Here is a 21,378-nt window from a genome sequence, read left to right as displayed (position 1 = left end):
TGTACTAATGATTGTGAGTAAAATATAAAATCAACTTTTAACACATAAAGACAAAAAAAATAACTCACTGTAAATCAGCGAGTTATTTTTTTATTATATAAGAAATGTACAATATCAGAATGAAAGTCAGGTAGTTTTACTACAAACCTTAATTAGTCTATAAGCTTATTTTTTACAGCAAACTTAACTAGTCCAGCAGTGTTTTTAGCCCCGATCTTCTTCAAAAGTTCTTGACGATATGCTTCCACAGTTCTCGGACTAAGATGAATCTTATCTGCAATTTCAGAATTTGTGTATTCTTTGCTTATTAGGATAAGAATTTCTGCTTCTCTTTGAGTGAGGTTAATATTATCTTTAAAGCCAAAATGATTACTGGTATTACTTTTCCCAAAACCTTTTTTTACAACATCATTAACCAGATCATTAAAGTAATACCCATACTTTAATACATTAGAGATCGCCTTTTCAACTTCATCGGGTTCAGCATTCTTTAAAATATATCCGTTGGCTCCCATTTCCATCATATGATGCACATAACGCTCATCATCAAACATAGAAATGACTAAAATTTTTATATCGGGATAATTATTTATGATAAATGAAGCAGCATCAACACCATCCATGTTAGGCATGTTCAGGTCCAGAAGAATCAAGTCTGGTTTGTCTTCTTCGATAAGCTTAATAAGCTCTTTGCCCCCACCAGCTTCCCTGATTTCAGGAATATCAAAAGTTATTTTTACCAGACTTGACAGACCTTTTCTAAACAAGGCATGGTCATCAGCAATGATAATATTTGTGTTTTTAATGTTCACTGGGTTTTTGGTATATTAATTTTTACTTTGGTGCCAATGTTTTTTGCAGACTCAATATTCCAGTCCCCATTTAAAAGTTTTATACGTCCTTCGATATTTGCCAGGCCGATACCCTTTTCAATATTTAATGGATTGTCAACATGTTCCAGATCAAATCCCACTCCATCATCAGAAACGCAAAGTATAAATTCATTTTCATTATCAATAATTTCAATGGTAATATTTTGAGCATCAGCATGTTTTAATGCATTATTAACTAACTCCTGTACAATCCGGAAAATATTAATACTGTCTTTTTCCGGAAAACTTTCTGAAACTCTGAAATCATAACTAACATATATTTCACCACTTGCAGAAAGCCGCTCACATAATTCCCTTATCGCCGTATCTAATCCATGCTTCTCCAGGGCAACCGGTAAAAGATTTTTGGATACTCTTCTTACACTTTGAATTGTCTGGTCCAGAAAACTACGGGTTTCTTTGAGCAATTCTCCCTGCTCTTCTTTATTCCCTTGCAGAGAAGCAATATTTAAATTCATTTTTATAGTAGATAGCATCGCTCCAATGTCATCATGTAAATCTGCAGCCAGCCTCTTTCTTTCTTCTTCCTGTCCATTAACAAAAGAATACATGAGCTCCTTTTGATATTTATTTTCTTTTTCCTGTAGTAATAATTGTTGCTTATACATTTTTCTCTGGTAAAAGATTACAAAAATTACCAAAGCAATTACAAGCAATAAAAACATCGCTGTACCTGCAATTATTACCAGGAAAATATCGTTTCCCTCAAGCTCCCACATTACCTAAACGTTTACTATATCCCGCTTTTAAAATCGCAATCAAAATTGTCAAATATTTAATAAATAGAAATAAAAAAATATGGATTGTTGAAGTAAATAATGAAAACAAATCCAAATTTGTATTAAACAGGGTTTCTAGAAACAACCAGGTCATAAAAGTACCTGCATAATATATAATCAACCCAACTGAAACTATAAAGTGTTGATTAAAAAATAGGTTAGGATATGGCCTTTTAACCAGGAGACTGTAATAATAGAGCAATACAGAAATGACAATTATGAAACTACCAATACTTCTGAATTCAGGTAATGTGACCTTATCCAACTGATCATATTGTGTAAATAAATATATGCTGAATGCTACAACAAAAAATGGAATAAATACTCTTCTTACCCACTTCTTAAGTGATGTCAATTCGATAATATTTGAGATGTATGCAGAAATTATTATAAAATCTAATAACGGATAAATGTTGTAATAAAAGAGGTTATTGCGATATACCGTTGCATAATATCTAAGAATTATTTCCGATACCACACAATAAAATAGATAGACCAGGAGAATTTTCATCCCCCGGTCTAGTTTTTTAAATTTTATCAATCCCAGAATTAATGAGATGAAAGGGAAAATATATTGTATAAAGTCCTCTACTAAGCCCATGATTTATAAACTCGTCTCTGGATCAATATTACAATCCGGCGGACAGGCGTTTCCACTATTCAAGATTTGCTCATCACCTGTAGTCTCTTTCATTTGTGGTTCATTAGTATCCCCTTTAGGAATTATATTATTATCATCCACATCATAAGCACACATTAAAACACTGGTGTTTCCATTATCTTCTTTAGTAAGATATACTCTTAACCCTTCTGCTCCACTTTGATTTAATAACTTTTCAATTTTCTCCTTGTCAAAAGAGTAAGCATAAGGCTTTTTACTATTCCCTTTTTTAAAATTGTTAACCTCTTTTTTTGCTTTAGCTTTTGAGATAAACTTTCCTTTGCTCTTGTTTGAATTTTCCATGATTAATAGCTCTTTTAGTTATGTTGATATAATTAGATTGTTATATGGCACTAAAATACAAAGAGGATTGGTAATTTTGCAAAAAAATTATTATTCATGCGAATCGACATCATCACTTGCGTTCCTGAGTTGCTTTCGGGCCCTTTTGATCATTCTATACTAAAGCGTGCTAAAGATAAAGGACTTGCGGAAGTGGTTATACATAACCTGAGAGATTATGCTACCACCAAATATAAAGCAGTCGACGACTATGCCTATGGTGGTGGAGCCGGTATGGTAATGATGATCGAACCGATTGCGTCTTGTATCGAAAAACTCAAAAGCGAGAGGGAATACGATGAAGTGATCTATATGACTCCTGATGGCGAGAACTTTAATCAAAAAGAAGCAAACAAGCTTTCGCTGAAAAAAAACCTGATAATATTATGCGGTCATTATAAAGGAGTCGATCAGCGAGTAAGGGACCTTTTTATTACGAAAGAAATTAGCATTGGTGATTTCGTTCTATCCGGCGGTGAGTTAGCTGCTGCTGTTATTGCCGATGCAGTGATCAGGTTAATTCCGGGAGTGCTGAATGATGAGACATCTGCTTTAAGCGATTCGTTTCAGGACGATCTTCTGGCTCCGCCTGTTTATACCCGGCCTGCAGATTACAACGGTCACAAAGTGCCGGAGATACTTCTTTCTGGTCACCAGGCAAAAATAGAAGAGTGGCGTTCGGAACAGGCAATAAAAAGAACAAAAGAAAGGCGCCCTGATCTGTTTAAAGACTGATTTCAGTAAAAGATCAAAAGTTTTTTAGAATTTTTTATTGAAACCCATAGGTTTAGAAATATTATTCATATATTTGCACTCCATTTTCGGGACGTACAGATATTATATAGCTTTAAGTCATGAGCGAATTAATTATAAAAAAAGTAGAAGAACTGGTTAATGCGGACGCAAAACAGCATCCGGATTTTAAATCAGGAGACACAGTAAATGTTCACGTTAGAATCTCTGAGGGAGGCAAGGAAAGAATCCAGCAATTCCAGGGTACTGTGATCCAACGTAAAGGTAAAGGCACTAATGGAGAAACTTTCACAGTAAGAAAGGTTTCAAATGGTATAGGTATCGAAAGAATCTTCCCATTTTTATCTCCAAACCTTGATAAAATTGAAGTTCTAAAAAGAGGTAAAGTTAGAAGAGCTAAGCTTTATTACCTTAGAGGACGTCAGGGTAAATCTGCGAGGATTAAAGAAAAAATATAATTGTCATTTAAGACATTCAGAAAAGCCGATCCATTTTTGGGTTGGCTTTTTTTATGACTAAATTGCTCTGCACATATGTACAAGCAATGAAAATCAACTTTTATAAATACCAGGGAGCGGGCAACGATTTCGTAATGCTCGACAATCGAAGTGGTGACTTTGATGTTATCACTGCTGAAACGATATCATTCCTTTGTGATCGGCGCTTTGGCATTGGTGCTGATGGATTAATAACTGTGTCAGAATCTAAAGACAAAGATTTTGACATGGTCTATTATAATGCCGACGGAAGCCAGAGCTTTTGTGGCAATGGCAGCCGGTGTGCAGTAAGATTTGCCCAACATTTAGGTATCATCAAAGGAGGTGAATGCTCATTTAATTCTACAGATGGGCCACATCATGCCAAAATTTCCGAAAAAAGCATTTCTATCGACCTTTTTGTCAAAGGGAAAGCTCAAAAATATTCTGAGAGAGAATTTTTTATTAACACCGGGTCTCCACATCATATTCTGATCTCTGATGATATTGATAACGAAGACGTAAAAGGTGTGGGAGCATCGATCAGGTATTCCGACATATATGCCCCTGATGGCTCTAATGTCAATTTCATATCTTTATTCGGTGAAAACTCGCTTAAAATAAGAACTTACGAAAGAGGTGTTGAAGACGAAACTTTGGCTTGCGGTACAGGCATTACTGCTGCAGCATTAGTTGGAAGTAGGCTGGGGCTAACACCACCGGTGAAAATAATTGCCAAAGGAGGCACACTCTTTGCAGAGTTTAAACACGATCAGGAAACTGACAAATATTCCGATATTTGGCTTATCGGACCGGCAGAAAAAGTATTTGAAGGAACAATTGAAATTTAACGCTGATTCTGTGATCTAATTTGAGCCGGGTTTCAGGAATAGTTAATAAAAACACATTAAATTTACGAGGGAAAAAAATTTTTAAGGATATAAACCATGATTGATTTTATAACGAAAGGTCTTTCGAAGTTATTTGGAACGAAATCTGAAAAAGATGTTAAAGAACTTCTTCCAATCGTAGAGAAAATAAATACAGAATATGAGGCGCTTAAAGACATTTCGGATGATGAGTTAAGAGCTAAAACTGAAGAGCTAAAAAGCTACATAGATGAAAAGCTGAAACACTTTGATGACGAAATAGAAGAACTTCACGTAAAAGCAGACGATCCGGAATTGAATGTTCATCAGAAAGAAGCTGTTTATGACAAAATAGACAAGCTTGAAGAGGACAGAAATGAAGACCTGGAAAAGGTGCTTGAAGAAATCTTACCAAAAGCATTTGCAGTGGTTAAAGATACTGCCAGAAGGTTCATGAATAATGGCCAGATGGTAGTGACAGCAAATAATACCGACAGGGAATTAGCTGTAAACCATGATAATATAGAAATTGACGGTGACAAAGCGATCTGGCACAATGAATGGAAAGCTGCAGGATCAACCATCACCTGGAATATGCTACACTATGATGTGCAGCTGATCGGTGGTATTGTACTTCACCAGGGTAAAATTGCTGAGATGGCAACGGGTGAAGGTAAAACCCTGGTTGCAACTCTTCCTGCTTTCTTGAATGCTCTGGCAAGAAGAGGTGTGCATATCGTTACTGTTAATGATTACCTTGCTAAACGTGATAGCGAATGGATGGCTCCGATCTTCCAGTTCCACGGCATGCACGTTGACTGTATTGATAAATACCAGCCAAACTCTGAAGAAAGACGTCAGGCTTACAAGGCAGATATTACTTATGGTACCAATAATGAGTTTGGTTTCGATTACCTGAGAGATAACATGGCTCGCGAGACCGGTGATCTTGTTCAAAGAAGGCACCATTTTGCCATGATTGATGAGGTTGACTCTGTATTAGTTGATGACGCCAGAACTCCTTTGATCATTTCTGGTCCGATACCAAAAGGAGATGAACACGAGTTTTACGATCTGAAACCAAGGATTTCGAATTTATTTGAAGCACAGAAAAAACTCGTCTCTCAATATCTGCAGGAAGCTAAGAAGCTTATTGCTGAAGGAAACGAAAAAGAAGGCGGACTGTCTTTATTCCGTGCTTTTAGAGGTCTTCCAAAATATAAGCCTTTGATTAAGTACCTCAGTCAGACAGGAATCAAAACCATCCTTCAGAAAACTGAAAATATTTACCTCGCTGAAAACCAAAAGCTGATGCCTGAGGCTGATGCTCCTTTATATTTCACCATCGAGGAAAAAACTAATTCAATAGAACTTACTGAAAAGGGTATTGAAAGGATCACTAAAGAAGATGAAGATCCGAACTTCTTTATCATGCCGGATATTGGTACTGAAATTGCAAACCTTGAAAAAGATGAAAGTCTGAGCAAGGATGATCTGCATGAGAAAAAGGAAAGTATTATCAGTGACTATTCAGTAAAATCACAAAGAATCCATTCAGTAAACCAATTGTTAAGAGCATACGCCCTTTACGAAAAAGACACTGAATATATTATCGTTGACGATAAAGTTAAAATCGTAGATGAGCAGACAGGTCGTGTAATGGAAGGCCGTCGATATTCAGACGGGTTGCACCAGGCGATTGAAGCGAAAGAAAATGTAAAGGTTGAGGACGCTACTCAAACATACGCTACCATTACCCTTCAGAACTATTTCAGGATGTATCACAAGCTGGCCGGTATGACGGGTACAGCGGAAACAGAAGCCGGAGAGTTCTGGGAAATTTATAAACTTGATGTTGTAGTTATCCCTACTAATAAGCCAATTGTTCGTGATGACCGCGAAGACCTGGTTTACAAAACAGTAAGGGAAAAATTTAATGCTGTAGTTGAGGAGATCGTTCGATTGACTGACGCAGGAAGACCGGTTCTTGTCGGTACAACTTCTGTAGAGATCAGTGAAATTCTTAGCCGAATGCTTAAATTAAGAAACATTAAGCACCAGGTTCTAAATGCTAAGCAACACGCTAAAGAAGCAGATGTTGTTGCTGAAGCTGGTAAAAGCGGAACTGTAACAATCGCAACTAACATGGCTGGTCGGGGTACAGATATCAAGCTTACTCCGGAATCAAAAGAAGCTGGAGGTTTAGCAATTATCGGTACAGAAAGACATGAGTCTCGACGAGTGGACAGACAGCTAAGAGGTCGTGCAGGTCGTCAAGGAGACCCGGGATCATCACAATTTTATGTTTCTTTGGAAGATAACCTGATGCGTTTATTCGGTTCTGACAGAGTTTCTAAATGGATGGACCGTATGGGACTTAAGGAAGGTGAGGTTATTCAGCACAGCATGATCTCTAAATCCATTGAGAGAGCCCAAAAGAAAGTTGAGGAAAATAACTTCGGAATCAGAAAGAGACTTCTTGAGTATGATGATGTAATGAACTCTCAAAGAGAAGTGATCTACAAGCGTCGTAAAAATGCGCTGTTCGGAGAGCGACTTAAAGTCGATATTTTGAATATGCTTTATGATACTTCCGAAGATATTATAAATATGTATAAGGGTATCGAAGATATTGAGTCTTTCAATTTTGCCTGCCTGAGTACTTTGGGGATCGAACCTCCTTTTGATGAAGATAAATTAAAGAGTACCTCTGCAGATAAGCTGACAGAAGAATTATATGAAATTTCTCTGAAAGAATACGATCGTAAAAATCAGTTAATTAGAGAAAAAGCATATCCGATCATTCAAAAAGTTTTTGAAGAAAGAGGTGCCACAGTAGAGGATATTTTAGTTCCTTTCACAGACGGTAAAAAACAAATCGGTATATCTACTAGTCTAAAGAGAAATGTAGAAACAGAATGCGATGAGCTGATCAATTCAATGGAAAAAATGATCACTCTTGCTTTAATCGATCAAAACTGGAAGGAGCACCTTCGTGACATGGATGATCTAAAGCAATCTGTTCAAAATGCTGTTTACGAACAAAAAGATCCTTTGTTGATTTATAAATTCGAAGGCTTTGAGTTATTCAAAAAGTTCGTTGCCAGACTCAATGAAGAAACGATCTCATTCTTACTGAAAGCTAACTTACCAGTACAGGAAGCCGATGATGTAAAAGCTGCTCACCGGGCAAAAAGACAGAACCTTAAAGAGTCTAAAGAAGACAGCAGTTCATTGTTAAACAGGCAAGGCCAGGGCGCACCTCCACAAGGTAACAGACCTCCGGCTCAAAAAGTTCAGCCAATGAAATCTGAAAAGATTGCAGGGAGAAATGATAAAGTAACTGTACAGTATACAGACGGAACTGTTAAAAAAGACGTTAAGTTCAAAACAGTTGAAGAAGACGTCAATAATAATAAATGTGTCATTATCGAAAGTTGATAATTGACCGATCGTTAACATTATGGAAAAGATTTTGAGAATAACAGCCCTATTTAGTTTAATACTATTTTTTCAATGTGCCGGAGCAAGCAAAGCTTCTTCGGGATCTTCTGCTGGCGTAAAAGCTTCAGATGACTTGAGTCAAACTCGACCAAGTTATGAGGTGACGATGCCTACGGACACAATGAAAACCCAGCAAGTTGTCCAGGAGCAAGAGGACAAGACTGTCGAAAACGATGTCACATCGGAAGTTGACAACACTATCGAATCTATAAACAGGGAATCTAAAGATGCCAATTACATTAATGGGTTTACCATCCAGGTTTATAGTGGGAGAAGCAGGGAAAAAGCGAATGAGTTAAAAAACGAGGTTTATAAAGCTGTAAGCAATTACACCCCTAAAATAACTTTTGACGAACCCAATTTTAAAGTATTCGTAGGGCAGTTCTATGATAAAATTGAAGCCCATGAGCTGGAAAGTAAGTTAAAAGAGACTATTCCAACGGCTATTATTGTTCCTACAAGAATAAAACTTAAATAAATATGTCAAGCAGCCATCTCGCAGACAAAATAAAAAAGAGTAATCAGGAAATTTTTTCAGAGGTTTTAGCGAATCGGCGTCATATACATAAAAATCCGGAACTTTCTTTTCAGGAGCACAACACATGTGCTTATGTTAAAGAACAACTCGAGAAAATTGGCGTCGATGAAATAAAAGAGATGGCTGACACTGGCTTAGTTGCACTGATTAAGGGAAATAACCCTGACTCATCAATTGTTGCTTTAAGAGCAGACATGGATGCTCTTCCTATCAAAGAGGCCAATGATGTAGAGTATAAATCAGTCAAAGACGGCGTAATGCATGCATGTGGTCACGATGTACACACCTCCTCATTGCTGGGAACGGCAAAAATTTTAAATGAGGTCAAGTCTGATTTTAATGGAACAGTCAAATTGATCTTTCAACCTGGTGAAGAAAAATTCCCCGGGGGAGCTTCAATAATGATAAAAGAAGGTGTTTTACAAAACCCAAATCCAAAATCAATTATTGGTCAACATGTAATGCCATTGATCGATGCTGGCAAAGTAGGTTTCAGATCTGGTATGTATATGGCTTCCGCAGATGAAATCTATGTAACAGTTAAAGGGAAAGGTGGCCATGGAGCTATGCCGGAAATGAATATTGATCCGGTTGTGATTACTTCTCATATTATCGTTGCTCTTCAGCAAATTGTAAGCCGAGTTGCAAGTCCGAAGATACCATCCGTACTCTCCTTTGGAAAAGTTATTGCCGATGGGGCTACAAATGTGATCCCTGATGAGGTGAAAATAGAAGGTACTTTCAGAACTTTTGATGAAGAGTGGAGAAAGGAAGCTCACAAAAAAATGAAAAAGATGGCTGAAGGTATTGCAGATAGTATGGGGGGCTCTTGTGAATTCAATATCAAAGTCGGATATCCGCATTTGAAAAACAATCCTGAATTGGCTGACAGGACAAAATCATGGGCAAAAGAGTTTCTGGGAGAAGAAAATGTAGTAGATCTCGATCTATGGTTGGCCGGAGAAGATTTTTCATATTATTCTCATGAGGTCCCTGCTTGTTTTTACAGGCTTGGAACAAGAAATGAAGAAAAGGGAATTACTAATAGTGTCCATACTCCAAAATTTGATATCGACGAAAATGCCCTTAAAATAGGCCCGGGTTTAATGGCTTGGCTTGCCATCAAAGAACTTGAAAATTAATAAATGAAATACCCGCTTTTTTATCTTATACTTTTCTGTTTTTGCCTCAACAAATCCTATGCTCAAGGTTATGAACAGGAAATAATGCAACATAGGATCTCGAAAGATTCATCATTTATCACTGAAGAAGATTCCCCTGTTAGTGAGCGGGATTCCTTTAAAGGATTAAATTATTATTCAGTAAATCCATCATTTAAGGTCATTGGTAAACTAGAGAGGTTTCCCGGGCTAAAAATGAAGACATTTGAAACTTCAGCAGGGATTCAAAAAACCTACAAATTATACGGTAACCTGACTTTCAAGTTAGAAGGCAAAGCGTTTTCATTGCCTGTGTACCAGTCGATGGTTCCCATAAAAGGATATGAAGATCATTTATTTGTTCCGTTTATAGATCAAACAACCGGCGTTGAAAGTTATGCTGCAGGTCGTTATCTGGACCTATCAATCCCGGAGGATTTTGAAAATGTAATTGTTGATTTTAATCTCTCTTACAATCCATATTGTGCTTACTCTAATGGCTATGCGTGCCCGATTCCTGGTAAGGAAAGCTATCTAGACATTGAGATAAAAGCCGGGGAAAAAGCGTATAAAGATTCTATTTGATCTTATTCAACATCTCTCCACTCAAGTGAGTTTAGCATTACATCAATATCTTCTTTGAGATAGTCAACAGAAGGTCTGAGAGAATCATTTTTTGTAGCTACCGGGAAATAAAGCGCACCTCTGAAAAAGTTTTCAGTACTATCGGTAACGAAGAATTGTATCTGGCTCGGCACCTCGCCCTGAATTAAGGCATATACAGCCACTTTGCCTGTCTCTAATGTATCGATCACCTCACTGATACCTGTAGCCTTGATCTGGTGCTTGGAAGTCAGTTTGAAAGCATCACCAATGTACTCTCTTAATAGTGTCGTATCATTATTGATCTGCTTATATGTAAGTTGAATATCAGCATTTAGATCTGGGTAGTATAAATGAATCCAATATGGCTCTGCGATTCCAGATGAATCTTTTTTAATAACGGCCGCAGTATTTTTTTTAAAATCGTAAGGATATCCTGCAGGCATTTGTTCATATTCGTGATCTGGCAGGACAATATAGTTATAGCCTTTAGGTTTAGGCACATAATTATTACCGCATGAAGCTACAAATAAGATAAGTAATACGAACGGTGTATAATTTATTTTCATTATGTCTTCGTTAATTTATTGGAGCCGGCCGCTCTGAAAACCCGAACCCTCTTGATCCTTCTGGCATCAACAGCAACTACTGTAAAGAGAAAGTTTTCAAACTTGATTTTCTCACCTACCCGGGGCAGCTTTGAAGATAACTCTAATATCAGCCCTCCGAGAGATTCGCTTTCTCCTTTTACTTCGTCAAACCGACCGTTATCTTCGCCAATTATTTTGCAAAAATCATTTAATGATGTTTTACCTTCAAAAACGAAAGTATTTTGATCGAGTTTATTATAGGGAATTTCGTCATCCTCAAGGTCAAATTCGTCGTTTATTTCACCCACGATTTCTTCGATAACATCCTCTAATGTGATCAATCCTGAAGTTCCTCCATATTCATCAACAACAATAGCCATATGAACTTTTTTCTCCTGAAAATCTCTTAAAAGACTTTCAACCTTTTTATTCTCAGGAATAAAAAAGCCTTGTCTGAGAAGGTTTTGCCAAAGAAAATCTTCATTCTCATCAATAAATGGTATAAGGTCTTTAACGTATAATATTCCTTCGATCTTATCAATGGTATCCTTGTATACCGGAACTCTTGAATAACCACTTTTATTTATCCTGTCCAGAAGTTCATGGAAATCATCTTCCACATCAAAAGCAGTAATATCCATCCTGGACTTCATAACCTGCTTAACTGTCAACGTACCAAATTTCGCTATGCCTTTGAGAAGATCTTTTTCTTCTTCTGTACCTTCCATTTCTGTTGTAAGATCAATAGCCCTTTGAATATTCTCGACCGAGATATCATACCCTTTTCGCTTGATACGCTTATCCAGAAAAAGGTCTACAGATGTCAGAAACCAGGACAAAGGCAGGAAAATTGTTTCAAAAACAGAAAGCATACGGGCAGTCCTTTTAGCAAATAAATACCCTTTTTGATTGGCGTAGATTTTAGGGATTACCTCACCAAAAAATACGATAATAAAGGTAGATACAAAGGTCAGAATGGTAACAACTATACCTTCTGTGGAAGTAGATCCTATGATCTGCCAGGTCAGGTAAGTAGATACGGTAACTATTCCTACATTAACAAGGTTGTTAGTTATAAGAATAGTTGCAAGCAACCTTTTTGGATTGCTTAACAATTTACCCATGATCTGCTCAGCCTTATGAGGGCTGGTCAGGCATTTTTCTATTTCCTCCCTGTTTAGTGAAAAATATGCCACCTCAGAACCGGATATCAAACCGGATAAAATAATCAATAGAATGATTACCAGAGCATTGATTGAATAAAACAATACTCCTGAGGCATCTGTGCTTATAAAAAGAATTAAACTAGGTAGTGGGTCTTCTGTGGATGGTTCCAACTATGTAATTTTTAATTAAACAATTAAAAAGGCAGATCATCCATTTCATCATTAGAGTCGTCGTCAATGCTTACTGCATCACTACTATACCCTGAAGATGAACTGTTTTGTGAAGATGATTGTGACGTGCTTCCCTGATTTTGATTCATGCCTGAATTTCCTGAATCATCACGGCTTCCAAGTAAAGTCATTTCTCTACCGACTATTTCAGTAATATATCTTTTATTACCTTCTTTATCATCGTATGACCTTGTGGTAATTTTTCCTTCAATATAAACCTGGCTTCCCTTTTTCAGAAACCTTTCCGCAACTTCAGCAAGAGGTGACCAGAGAACAACATTATGCCACTCAGTATTTGTAACCCGCTCATTTGTCTGGCGGTTTTTATATACCTCCGAGGTTGCCAATGGGAAGTTTGCCACTGCACGGCCATTATCTAAATGTCTTACTTCCGGGTCTTTCCCAAGGTTTCCTACAAGAATTACTTTATTTACTCCTGACATAATACTTTTCTATACTGTTTATTTTTAAAGATACTACTTATAAATATTCGTTCAAAAATTTATCTATCAAAATAGGCTTGGGTTTTTTTTCAATTTCTTCTGGAGATAGCCATTCTCCCTTATCCATTGAAATTGCTTCCTTCAAGCTGTTACTTACGTCGATAACTTCGTAAAAGGTTGCAAAAATAGTCTGATGAGATAGAATATGTTTCACATTAAACATTTTTTTTACCTTTTGCCCCTCAGATAAAAATGGAGATTCAGCCAATTCCTTACTTGTAAGCTCATCAGATTCAACAAGAGGAAATTCAAAAAGGCCCTCCCATATATCATTTTTGCCCCGTTTGGTAAATAAATATTTGTTGTCTTCGGCAATTACAAAATAGTGAAAATTTCTGACAACAGATTTTTTCTTCTTATTCTTAACGGGGAAACTATGCTGCATGTTGTTCAGCCTCGCATAACACGCACTTTCAAACGGACACGATTCACATAATGGGTTTTTTGGCTTACAATGAAGTGATCCAAATTCCATTACAGCCTGATTAAAAGCCGCTGGATCATTTGCATGTTTTTGAAACTCTTTAGTAAGATCAAAAAATATTCTAAAGGACTTTGAGGTATTTATAGGCTCATGAATTCCAAGATATCTGGACATAAACCGGTAAACATTTCCATCAATGACCGGAACATATTCATTGAAGCAAAAAGACGCTATCGCAGCAGCGATATATTTCCCCACCCCTTTGATCTCCTGCAATTCTTTATAATTGTCTGGCCAGACTCCATTTCTTTCAAAAACAATTTGCTTAGCCCCTTTCAATAGGTTTCTTCCTCTTGAATAATAACCAAGGCCCTGCCACAACCGCAGCACTTCCTCTTCTGTAGAATTAGCAAGATCCTTAATTGTCGGATAGGCATCTATGAATTTATAAAAATACGGCATTCCCTGCTCAACGCGTGTTTGTTGAAGAATAACCTCTGATAACCAGACGGGATAGGGATCGCGTGTATTTCTCCAGGGAAGATCTCTGGAATTGAGTTTATACCAGCCTATTAGCTTATCTGTAAAATCTTTACTTGTCAACCTATTCTTTTTTAATGACTTATAAATAAATTTTTATGCCTTTTTGTTTACAAAGCTTTTTAATTAATCCGCGACCAATTAACTTTGCATCCCCAAAATTAGCAGATACTGTTCATTTTGTAATTAATGTTCAAACCAAATTAGTTTAACAGTGACAAAAGCAGAGGTAATTGCTCAAATAGCAGAGAAGACAGGAATTTCGAAAGAAGATGTAACAACTACTGTAGAGGCCCTTTTCAGTGTGGTAAAAGACTCTATGGCAGAAGGAGAAAACATCTATGTTCGTGGGTTCGGAAGTTTCGTAAATAAGAAAAGAGCAAAGAAAATTGCCCGAAACATCTCAAAGAACACAGCAATTGTAATTGACGAGCACTTTGTGCCGGCTTTCAAGCCATCAAAAACATTTGTTGAGAAGGTTAAAACCAGCGATAAGGTAAAAGCTTTAAATGACTAAAAATCATCGGGAGGGATCCCTCCCGATAACTTTTACTTTTATTGGCCGTACAAGCGTTAATAAACATCGTCAGTAATTTTTATGAAAAAACAAATTATTATCTCAGGGATCTTGATCATAGCAGCAGTAGTTGCTTTGTTTTTTTTGCCCAGGGAAGTGGTTGAAAATGACGAAAATCAAAATGTTAGCGCTTCAATGTCAGAAAATCCTGCTGGAGAAGTATCTGAAGATATCGCAGCTCATAATGCTACAAAACTCAATGATTCATTAACACTCAAGCTAGCATATTTCAAAGAACAGCTTGAGATAGATGAAAATAGAGAAAAAAGTATTAACTTTGCGGACTCTTTGTATGAGATATATTTCAGCGTACAAGCGTACGACAGCGCAGCTTATTACAAAGGATTGATTGCTAAAGAATTAAACACTTTTGAATCAAATGTTGCTGCAGCTGATGCTTATTATAAAGCATTTTCGTTTGCAATGGAACCTGACAAACAACAACAGCTTGGGCAAACGGCCAAAAGCTATTATGACAAAGTTCTTGAAGAAGATCCTGATTATATTGATGCAGAAATAAATAATGCATTAATAGCAATTAACGGTTCGAATCCAATGCAGGGTATACTGGCTTTGCGGGAATTGCTTGAGAAAGATCCGGATAACGAAACTGTAAATTATCAGTTAGGATTAATGTCAATGCAAACACAGCAGTGGCATAAAGCAGAGGAAAGATTCAGAACTCTTGTTAACATTGAGCCTGAAAACACCGAGTATAATTTTTACCTTGGTGTAAGTTTATTTGAAGATGGACACAGGCAGGAAGCGAAAAAATATTTCGAAAAAGTATTAACACTTGAAGATAACCCGGAAGTTGTTAGCGCAGTTAACGGATATCTCAAAGAAATTCAATAAAATTAATGTTTAACCCCCGTTTTTTCGGGACAAAAAATTAAAATTATGCCTTGCGGTAAAAAAAGAAAAAGACATAAGATCGCTACTCATAAGCGTAAAAAAAGACTAAGAAAGAACAGACATAAGAAGAAGTAATTTCCCGATTACTTCTTCTATTTTTATTTAGGCCGGACGATAAAACAATTCGTTTTACCTAAAACAAGTTTATTTTGAGTAACGAACTATTAATTAATGGTACTCAAAATGGATGTCGTATAGCCCTTTTAAAGGACAAGGAATTAGTTGAATTCCATCACGAAGAGGACGGTAATAAATTTACTGTTGGTGATATATATCTGGGCTCAGTAAAAAAGGTGGTTCAGGGTTTAAATGCAGCTTTTATCGATATTGGATACGAAAAAGATGCGTTTTTACACTACTTGGATCTTGGTCCGAGAGTAACCAGTTTAAATAAATTTACAAAACAGGCCCAAAGCAGAAAGAATACTTCTGCAAAGCTGACCGGGTTCAAAATGGAACCTGAGATCAATAAGTTTGGCAAGATCAATGAAGTTCTCTCCAAAAACCAGCAAATTCTGGTTCAGGTAGTTAAAGAACCGATCTCCACTAAAGGGCCACGACTATCCTGTGAGTTATCAATTGCTGGTCGTTATCTCGTATTGGTGCCATTTTCTAATACGGTAAATATTTCCAAAAAAATTGTAAAAAGCGATGAGCGCAAAAGGCTTCTTCGTTTGATCAATTCTATTAAGCCAGATAATTTTGGCGTTATAATAAGGACTGTTGCCGAAGGAAAAGATGTAGCAGAATTAGATAATGACCTTAGAAACCTCCTGAATAAATGGGAGGATGGTGTGCGAAATCTCAAGAAAGCCAAACCCAGAGATAAGGTTATCGGCGAAATGGGACGAGCCTCCTCAATACTAAGAGACATGCTGAATGAATCATTCGACTCTATTACCGTCGATGATCCAGAAATACACAGCGAAATTAAAAACTATATAAAAACGATCGCTCCTGATAAGGAAAAGATCGTTAAAAAAGTCTCTGAAAAGAAGAAGATCTTTGAACAGTATGGAATTGAAAAACAACTGAAGTCCTTATTTGGACAGTCAGTTAGTTTAAAAGGAGGAGGATATCTGATCATTGAACACACGGAAGCTCTCCATGTGATCGATGTGAATAGTGGTAATAAATCAAATGCGGAATCTGATCAGGAAACTACAGCTTTAAATGTAAACCTGATGGCCGCTAAAGAAATTGCCAGACAGCTCAGGCTGCGTGATATGGGAGGAATTATTGTAATCGATTTTATCGATATGCGGAACCCCGACAATAAGCGCAAGCTTTTCAAGGCAATGAAAGAAGAAATGAAGGGAGACAGAGCCAAAAACACTGTTCTTCCGTTGAGCAAATTCGGGTTAATGGAAATTACCCGTCAAAGAGTAAGACCTGAGCTTAATATTGTCACCAAAGAAGTTTGCCCGTCTTGTGGTGGCACCGGTAAGGTTGAATCAACCATTCTGATAGCAGACAAGATTGAACGAAATCTTGACCACGTAATGAAAAATCAAAACCAGAATGGTGTGAAAATCAGTTTACATCCATTCTTACACGCATACTTTACTAAAGGTATCATTTCCAAACGTGTTAAATGGTTTTTCAAATACAACAAATGGGTCAACATAGAATTAGACTCATCAAAGGCAATAACAGACTTCGGTTTTCATAATAAAGCCGGTGAAGAAATAGAATTAATAGGTTAAAAAGCCCCCTCTTTTAAGGGGGTTTTTTATTTTTGTGATATGGCACACAGTAAATTTTTAGTTGTTCTGACTTTAGTAACATCTCTTTTGCTTTCTTCCTGTGGAGGCAAAGAAAATTGTAACATTCCTTCCGAGATTTCGGATATCAATGTAACTGTTGATATAGAAAGGCTGGATCTTAAACTAGATTCTCTAAACTCACTCAGGGAAACGGCTAATTTTCTAAATAAAAACCAGGGCTTTCTTGCCGGCTTTCTTGAACCTCAGCAATATCAAAACCCAAATACTGTTGTGGGAAGATTTCATAACCTGGTCACTAATCCTGGGTTTGATTCACTGCAAGCCGAAACGCGCAAAGTTTTTGATGATAATAAAATAGAAGAACTTGAAAATGAGCTCGAACTACTTTTCAAGCATATAAAACACTATTATCCGGATTACACTGTCCCTAAAGTTCAAACTGTTACTACTGGTATAATAAGAGATCTTTATGTTACTGATAGTGTAATAGTGATTGGACTTGACTATTTCCTTGGTGAAAAAGGAAAGTACAGACCTCAACAGCCTCAATACATCCTTGATCATTATACACCTGAGTATATTGTTCCAAAAATTGCTCTTCTGATCTCTAATAAATATAATAAAGTCGACCTCAACGATAAGACATTACTTGCTGATATGATCTATTATGGCAAATCTTACGCTTTTGTAAATGCTGTAATGCCTTGCCTTGAGGATAGAAAAATCATTTGGTATAGTGAGGATGAAATGGAAGCTGCATATAATAATGCAAGTGTAATTTATTCTTACTTTATAAGTAATGAGCTCTTCTACGAAACCAGCCCAATGTCAAAAAGGAAGTACGTGCAGGAAAGGCCAAAAACTCCTGAAATAGGAGACCAATGCCCCGGTAGGATAGGAACATGGCTGGGGTGGCAAATCGTACAGCGATACCAGGATAAAACGGATAAACCCCTGCAGGAATTAATGAATACAAGGGAAGCTGAACTTATCTTCCAAAAAGCTTCATACAAACCTTGATCATGCCCTGTTTCGAATAAGCTTTAACTCAGGTTTTGCCTCTTTAAATTGCTCGAGATCGATCAGAAGTTTCCTGATTACCTTTTCCCGTTTGAAGTAATTATTAGCCAGGAATAAAGCATTTTCAGAAGCATAGGCATAAAGTGACGGGTCATTTAAAAATCTATCCAGCTGTTTTTGAAATTCTTCTGTATCATCAAATTTATGGTAGAATCCACAACGATATTCTTCGACCAATTCTGAAGTCCACCCTTTGGTGTTTACTATCACCGGTACCCCGGCAGCTAGAGAATCAAAAAACTTATTTGGACTATTAGAACCCAAAACCTTTTTAGGTAAAAAAGATATAAAAGAAAATGATGTTTCTTCCAGTAGAGAAACTACATTTTCCTTTCCTCCATATTCTAAAAACTCAATGTTGTTAAGCTTATCTCTTTGAGCCCTCTTCTTTAATGAATTCAGAACAGCCCCACGGACCATGATCTTAAAAATTATTCTTTTATCAGATTTAACCTTTACGGCACAATTAAGAATAGTTTGCAATCCATTAACGTATCCCGCCGCACCAAAATAAGATATAACTATTTTTTCTTTATTGAACAATGATCTTCTCTTTCCCCTGAATAAGTCGGGGTCGCTAAAATTAGGGATCATTTTTACATCTTTCCATGGAACGATCTTTTTGATCTCCTCTACCATATTAGGAGAAAGAGCAATTATCTGAATAGACTGCTCATAAATATATTTCTCAAAAGTTCTTAAGGCAATCTTTAAAAAAGGATTTCTTATAATGCCTAACTGAATCGGTGCTTCAGGCCATAGATCTCTCACCTCAAAAATGAATGGTACTTGATATTTGTCTTTTATCTGTATCGCTGCCCAGCCCACTGTAAGAGGAGTAGATGTTGCGTAGCAAAGATCGAAAGTTTCAGGATCTTGATTTCTAATCTCCTTGACAACTAATCTGGCAAAAAGCAAAAAGGAAGTAATTCTCCGATAAAACCCAAAAGAATTGTTATACTTTACTGGTAGGTAAATCACTTTTACACCATCAATATTCCTTTCTGCTTTATGGCTTTTATTATGAGAGGTTATCAACGTCACATCATGACCAGATTTTATCATAGCCTTTGATAAATAGTATGATCTTGTTGCTCCTCCCTCCTCCGGAGTTCGATAATATTGATGTATATATAAAACCTTCATTCAAATCCGTTTTGCTCCAGCCATAAATCCAGGGCTACAAAATTCCAGGTGGCAGCTGCATTAGCCTGGTCTGCCAGTTGCTTTCGATAACCTTTACGGTTTTTAATAAATTTATAAGAGTCCGTTTCTGAAATAATGGAGTTGTTCTTGTTATTAAATATTTTTTCAATTCTATCGCTGAAAAAAGCTGAATCAATCCATGAGTAAAATGGTAAGCCCATCCCCTCTTTTGATCTTTTTATAAAAGGACCGGACCCATCAATTTTTGAAAATATATCTTTCAGAACAGATTTTGACTTCCCTCCTTCAAATAATGACTTCTGCAATTCTCCAGCAGCTAAAACAAGCTCATCATCAAGATAAGGAACCCTCATTTCTAATCCATGGGCCATAGTCATCAGGTCACTTTGTAACAGTACATCATTAACCAGGTAATTCTGCTGATCCCATAACTGAGGCGTTAAACTTCTTTCGTTTTTTTCAATAAAATCAATAATCTCTTCAGGAAAGTCCGCTTGATTTAATAAAGGAACCTGTAACAAATTATTCCAGGATTTTTCGCTTGTATTATCCACAGAATCAACATACCTTTTAAAGCGCCGGTCAGTTACAGCATCTACTCTGGAAAATCCTGTTGCCCTTGCCATCTTCAAAACAATTTTAAGCGCTTTAACCGATAAAGGATTTTTTAACTGTTGCCTGTATACCTGGTATCTTGGATAACCAAACCAGAACTCATCAGCCCCGGCACCACTTAACACAACTTTTACTCTTTTCGATGCTTCCCTGGATAGCACATAATTCATGTAAGCTCCACTATCGAGAACCGGGAGGTCCAGGTCGCCAGTAAATTTATAAATATCCTTTTCATCAGGTTCTGAATCAAACCCGATTTCGTGGTGTTCATACCCGTAAAGTTTTGCTGCAAGACGTGATAATCGACTATCATTTAATCCTTTACCTGCCAGATTTTTATCGATTAGACTAAAGGTCTGGATATAATTAATTTCATGTTTTTTATTGAGTGCCAATAACAATGAAGAATCGAGACCTCCACTAAGAAATAGTCCATATGGCACACTATCGCTTAGTTGCCTGTAAAGACTATCGACTAATAATTGCTCAATTCCATTAGAACTTAATTCGAAGTTATTTTTTTCAGCCCTCTCTATTATAAATTCTTCTTTAGAAATTGATCCATTCTCTATTTTTAAATATTTACCCGGTGAAACCGAAAAGACATTTTTATATATTGTATCATTAAAAAACGTATGTTTATATCTCAACAATATATCTATTTGTTGGACATCCAGTTCCTTTTTTATCAGCCCACTGGAAAATATCGGCTTGGTTTCAGATGATGCAACAATAAAGTTATTGTCAACTGAATAAAATAATGGTTTAATGCCGTGCTTATCTCTTGCTAATAATATCGTATCATTTCTCCTGTCGAAAAAAACTATACTATACATTCCTTTAAGTCGACCTAAACCCAACTCTCCTTCTTCTTTTAACAAATAGAATATCACTTCAGTATCAGAAGAAGTAATGAATGTATATCCTTTGGAAATCAACTCATTTTTTAACTCGGCATAATTATAAATCTCACCATTAAATAATAGTACGTTTTGCTCTTCCTGATCTACAAATGGTTGATTGGATTTTTCGGATTTGTCTCTGATCTTTAATCGGTTAGCGCCAAAAAAATATTGTGTCTCAAGATTTCTAATCCTGAGAGAAGATCTATGATCTGGGCCCCTGTGTGCATTTCCTGACACCATGGTCTTAATAGCACTCAAGTCAGTTAACAACTCTTTTTTATCGATTATCAAATTTATGCCACACATAGAATAGCAATATAGGCCATAAACTTGAGGAGAGGGAAGTCTTGAAATAAAAAA

The 21,378-nt window shown here is 36.7% G+C and carries 21 protein-coding genes; 11 read left to right on the top strand and 10 right to left on the bottom strand.

Going from position 1 to position 21,378, the window contains the following annotated elements; genetic code table 11:
- Positions 1 to 152: 152 nt before the first annotated feature.
- Genes OO013_RS20300 through OO013_RS13505 form a run of 4 tightly spaced genes read right to left on the bottom strand, consistent with a single transcriptional unit; the run spans position 153 to position 2,636 of the window.
- Positions 153 to 812 carry a response regulator gene (locus tag OO013_RS20300; RefSeq protein WP_266057421.1) on the bottom strand — a complete coding sequence of 220 codons (660 nt, stop codon included), beginning with the start codon at positions 810 to 812 and terminating at the stop codon, positions 153 to 155.
- Complete coding sequence (locus OO013_RS13515) at positions 809 to 1,612, bottom strand: sensor histidine kinase (RefSeq protein ID WP_266057420.1); 804 nt, start codon at positions 1,610 to 1,612, stop codon at positions 809 to 811. Before OO013_RS13515 ends, OO013_RS20300 begins: the two co-directional genes overlap by 4 nt.
- A complete protein-coding gene (locus tag OO013_RS13510; protein WP_266057419.1) occupies positions 1,599 to 2,273 on the bottom strand; it encodes a hypothetical protein in 675 nt (224 codons plus the stop codon). Before OO013_RS13510 ends, OO013_RS13515 begins: the two co-directional genes overlap by 14 nt.
- A gap of 3 nt (positions 2,274 to 2,276) precedes the next feature.
- Entirely contained in the window at positions 2,277 to 2,636 is a 360-nt protein-coding gene (locus OO013_RS13505) for a hypothetical protein (RefSeq protein ID WP_266057417.1), read from the bottom strand.
- A 96-nt stretch (positions 2,637 to 2,732) separates the two neighbouring features.
- Between OO013_RS13505 and trmD the strand changes: the two genes are divergently transcribed.
- The 7 genes from trmD (at position 2,733) to OO013_RS13470 (ending at position 10,560) form a co-directional block, all read left to right on the top strand.
- Positions 2,733 to 3,410 carry a tRNA (guanosine(37)-N1)-methyltransferase TrmD gene (trmD, locus tag OO013_RS13500; protein WP_266057414.1) on the top strand — a complete coding sequence of 226 codons (678 nt, stop codon included), beginning with the start codon at positions 2,733 to 2,735 and terminating at the stop codon, positions 3,408 to 3,410.
- A 119-nt stretch (positions 3,411 to 3,529) separates the two neighbouring features.
- Entirely contained in the window at positions 3,530 to 3,886 is a 357-nt protein-coding gene (gene rplS, locus OO013_RS13495) for a 50S ribosomal protein L19 (RefSeq protein WP_266057412.1), read from the top strand.
- A gap of 86 nt (positions 3,887 to 3,972) precedes the next feature.
- Entirely contained in the window at positions 3,973 to 4,755 is a 783-nt protein-coding gene (gene dapF, locus OO013_RS13490; RefSeq protein ID WP_266057411.1) for a diaminopimelate epimerase, read from the top strand.
- Positions 4,756 to 4,851: 96 nt separating this feature from the next.
- Positions 4,852 to 8,214: a preprotein translocase subunit SecA gene (secA, locus tag OO013_RS13485; RefSeq protein ID WP_266057410.1), complete on the top strand. Its 3,363-nt coding sequence runs from the start codon at positions 4,852 to 4,854 to the stop codon at positions 8,212 to 8,214.
- A 22-nt stretch (positions 8,215 to 8,236) separates the two neighbouring features.
- A complete protein-coding gene (locus OO013_RS13480; protein WP_266057408.1) occupies positions 8,237 to 8,755 on the top strand; it encodes an SPOR domain-containing protein in 519 nt (172 codons plus the stop codon).
- A 2-nt stretch (positions 8,756 to 8,757) separates the two neighbouring features.
- Complete coding sequence (locus OO013_RS13475; protein ID WP_266057407.1) at positions 8,758 to 9,957, top strand: M20 metallopeptidase family protein; 1,200 nt, start codon at positions 8,758 to 8,760, stop codon at positions 9,955 to 9,957.
- Positions 9,958 to 10,041: 84 nt separating this feature from the next.
- Positions 10,042 to 10,560 carry a DUF1684 domain-containing protein gene (locus OO013_RS13470; protein WP_266057406.1) on the top strand — a complete coding sequence of 173 codons (519 nt, stop codon included), beginning with the start codon at positions 10,042 to 10,044 and terminating at the stop codon, positions 10,558 to 10,560.
- A 2-nt stretch (positions 10,561 to 10,562) separates the two neighbouring features.
- Here OO013_RS13470 and gldD read toward each other — a convergent pair whose 3' ends face one another.
- The 4 genes from gldD to mutY are packed head-to-tail and all read right to left on the bottom strand — an operon-like array spanning position 10,563 to position 14,095.
- Positions 10,563 to 11,147 (bottom strand): gliding motility lipoprotein GldD, encoded by a 585-nt coding sequence (gene gldD / locus OO013_RS13465; protein WP_266057405.1) that lies wholly within the window; start codon positions 11,145 to 11,147, stop codon positions 10,563 to 10,565.
- Positions 11,147 to 12,505, bottom strand: a complete 1,359-nt coding sequence (gene gldE / locus OO013_RS13460) for a gliding motility-associated protein GldE (RefSeq protein ID WP_266057404.1) — start codon at positions 12,503 to 12,505, stop codon at positions 11,147 to 11,149. The genes gldD and gldE overlap by 1 nt, the downstream gene beginning before the upstream one ends.
- Before the next feature lie 23 nt (positions 12,506 to 12,528).
- Positions 12,529 to 13,008: a single-stranded DNA-binding protein gene (locus tag OO013_RS13455; RefSeq protein WP_266057403.1), complete on the bottom strand. Its 480-nt coding sequence runs from the start codon at positions 13,006 to 13,008 to the stop codon at positions 12,529 to 12,531.
- A 37-nt stretch (positions 13,009 to 13,045) separates the two neighbouring features.
- Complete coding sequence (mutY, locus tag OO013_RS13450) at positions 13,046 to 14,095, bottom strand: A/G-specific adenine glycosylase (protein WP_266057402.1); 1,050 nt, start codon at positions 14,093 to 14,095, stop codon at positions 13,046 to 13,048.
- A gap of 151 nt (positions 14,096 to 14,246) precedes the next feature.
- Here mutY and OO013_RS13445 point away from each other — a divergent pair, with 151 nt between their 5' ends.
- The 4 genes from OO013_RS13445 (at position 14,247) to gldB (ending at position 18,271) form a co-directional block, all read left to right on the top strand.
- Positions 14,247 to 14,549 (top strand): HU family DNA-binding protein, encoded by a 303-nt coding sequence (locus OO013_RS13445; RefSeq protein WP_137089310.1) that lies wholly within the window; start codon positions 14,247 to 14,249, stop codon positions 14,547 to 14,549.
- Positions 14,550 to 14,630: 81 nt separating this feature from the next.
- Positions 14,631 to 15,464, top strand: coding sequence for a tetratricopeptide repeat protein (locus OO013_RS13440; protein WP_266057401.1), 834 nt, complete (start codon positions 14,631 to 14,633; stop codon positions 15,462 to 15,464).
- 209 nt (positions 15,465 to 15,673) lie between these two features.
- Positions 15,674 to 17,230 carry an Rne/Rng family ribonuclease gene (locus tag OO013_RS13435; RefSeq protein ID WP_266057399.1) on the top strand — a complete coding sequence of 519 codons (1,557 nt, stop codon included), beginning with the start codon at positions 15,674 to 15,676 and terminating at the stop codon, positions 17,228 to 17,230.
- A 39-nt stretch (positions 17,231 to 17,269) separates the two neighbouring features.
- Positions 17,270 to 18,271: a gliding motility lipoprotein GldB gene (gene gldB, locus OO013_RS13430; protein WP_266057397.1), complete on the top strand. Its 1,002-nt coding sequence runs from the start codon at positions 17,270 to 17,272 to the stop codon at positions 18,269 to 18,271.
- Here gldB and OO013_RS13425 read toward each other — a convergent pair whose 3' ends face one another.
- On the bottom strand, positions 18,272 to 19,477 hold the full coding sequence (locus tag OO013_RS13425; protein WP_266057396.1) for a glycosyltransferase family 4 protein: 1,206 nt from the start codon (positions 19,475 to 19,477) through the stop codon (positions 18,272 to 18,274).
- Positions 19,474 to 21,324: an asparagine synthase (glutamine-hydrolyzing) gene (gene asnB / locus OO013_RS13420; protein WP_266057395.1), complete on the bottom strand. Its 1,851-nt coding sequence runs from the start codon at positions 21,322 to 21,324 to the stop codon at positions 19,474 to 19,476. The genes OO013_RS13425 and asnB overlap by 4 nt, the downstream gene beginning before the upstream one ends.
- Positions 21,325 to 21,378 lie beyond the last annotated feature (54 nt).

Origin of the sequence: Mangrovivirga halotolerans (assembly GCF_026241165.1) — a bacterium.
In the GTDB taxonomy this organism is placed as follows: Bacteria; Bacteroidota; Bacteroidia; order Cytophagales; family Cyclobacteriaceae; genus Mangrovivirga; species Mangrovivirga halotolerans.
The sequence above is the reverse complement of the archived record's forward strand: the minus strand, read 5'-3'. Positions and strand labels throughout refer to the sequence as shown.

Coding starts and splice junctions, on each gene's coding strand:
- rplS (WP_266057412.1), top strand. CDS start 3,530: ATGAGCGAATTAATTATAAAAAAAGTAGAAGAACTGGTTAATGCGGAC.
- trmD (WP_266057414.1), top strand. CDS start 2,733: ATGCGAATCGACATCATCACTTGCGTTCCTGAGTTGCTTTCGGGCCCT.
- OO013_RS13470 (WP_266057406.1), top strand. CDS start 10,042: ATGCAACATAGGATCTCGAAAGATTCATCATTTATCACTGAAGAAGAT.
- OO013_RS13505 (WP_266057417.1), bottom strand. CDS start 2,636: ATGGAAAATTCAAACAAGAGCAAAGGAAAGTTTATCTCAAAAGCTAAA.
- gldD (WP_266057405.1), bottom strand. CDS start 11,147: ATGAAAATAAATTATACACCGTTCGTATTACTTATCTTATTTGTAGCT.
- gldB (WP_266057397.1), top strand. CDS start 17,270: ATGGCACACAGTAAATTTTTAGTTGTTCTGACTTTAGTAACATCTCTT.
- secA (WP_266057410.1), top strand. CDS start 4,852: ATGATTGATTTTATAACGAAAGGTCTTTCGAAGTTATTTGGAACGAAA.
- OO013_RS13425 (WP_266057396.1), bottom strand. CDS start 19,477: ATGAAGGTTTTATATATACATCAATATTATCGAACTCCGGAGGAGGGA.
- OO013_RS13455 (WP_266057403.1), bottom strand. CDS start 13,008: ATGTCAGGAGTAAATAAAGTAATTCTTGTAGGAAACCTTGGGAAAGAC.
- OO013_RS13480 (WP_266057408.1), top strand. CDS start 8,237: ATGGAAAAGATTTTGAGAATAACAGCCCTATTTAGTTTAATACTATTT.
- asnB (WP_266057395.1), bottom strand. CDS start 21,324: ATGTGTGGCATAAATTTGATAATCGATAAAAAAGAGTTGTTAACTGAC.
- OO013_RS13515 (WP_266057420.1), bottom strand. CDS start 1,612: ATGTGGGAGCTTGAGGGAAACGATATTTTCCTGGTAATAATTGCAGGT.
- OO013_RS13440 (WP_266057401.1), top strand. CDS start 14,631: ATGAAAAAACAAATTATTATCTCAGGGATCTTGATCATAGCAGCAGTA.
- dapF (WP_266057411.1), top strand. CDS start 3,973: ATGAAAATCAACTTTTATAAATACCAGGGAGCGGGCAACGATTTCGTA.
- OO013_RS13510 (WP_266057419.1), bottom strand. CDS start 2,273: ATGGGCTTAGTAGAGGACTTTATACAATATATTTTCCCTTTCATCTCA.
- OO013_RS13475 (WP_266057407.1), top strand. CDS start 8,758: ATGTCAAGCAGCCATCTCGCAGACAAAATAAAAAAGAGTAATCAGGAA.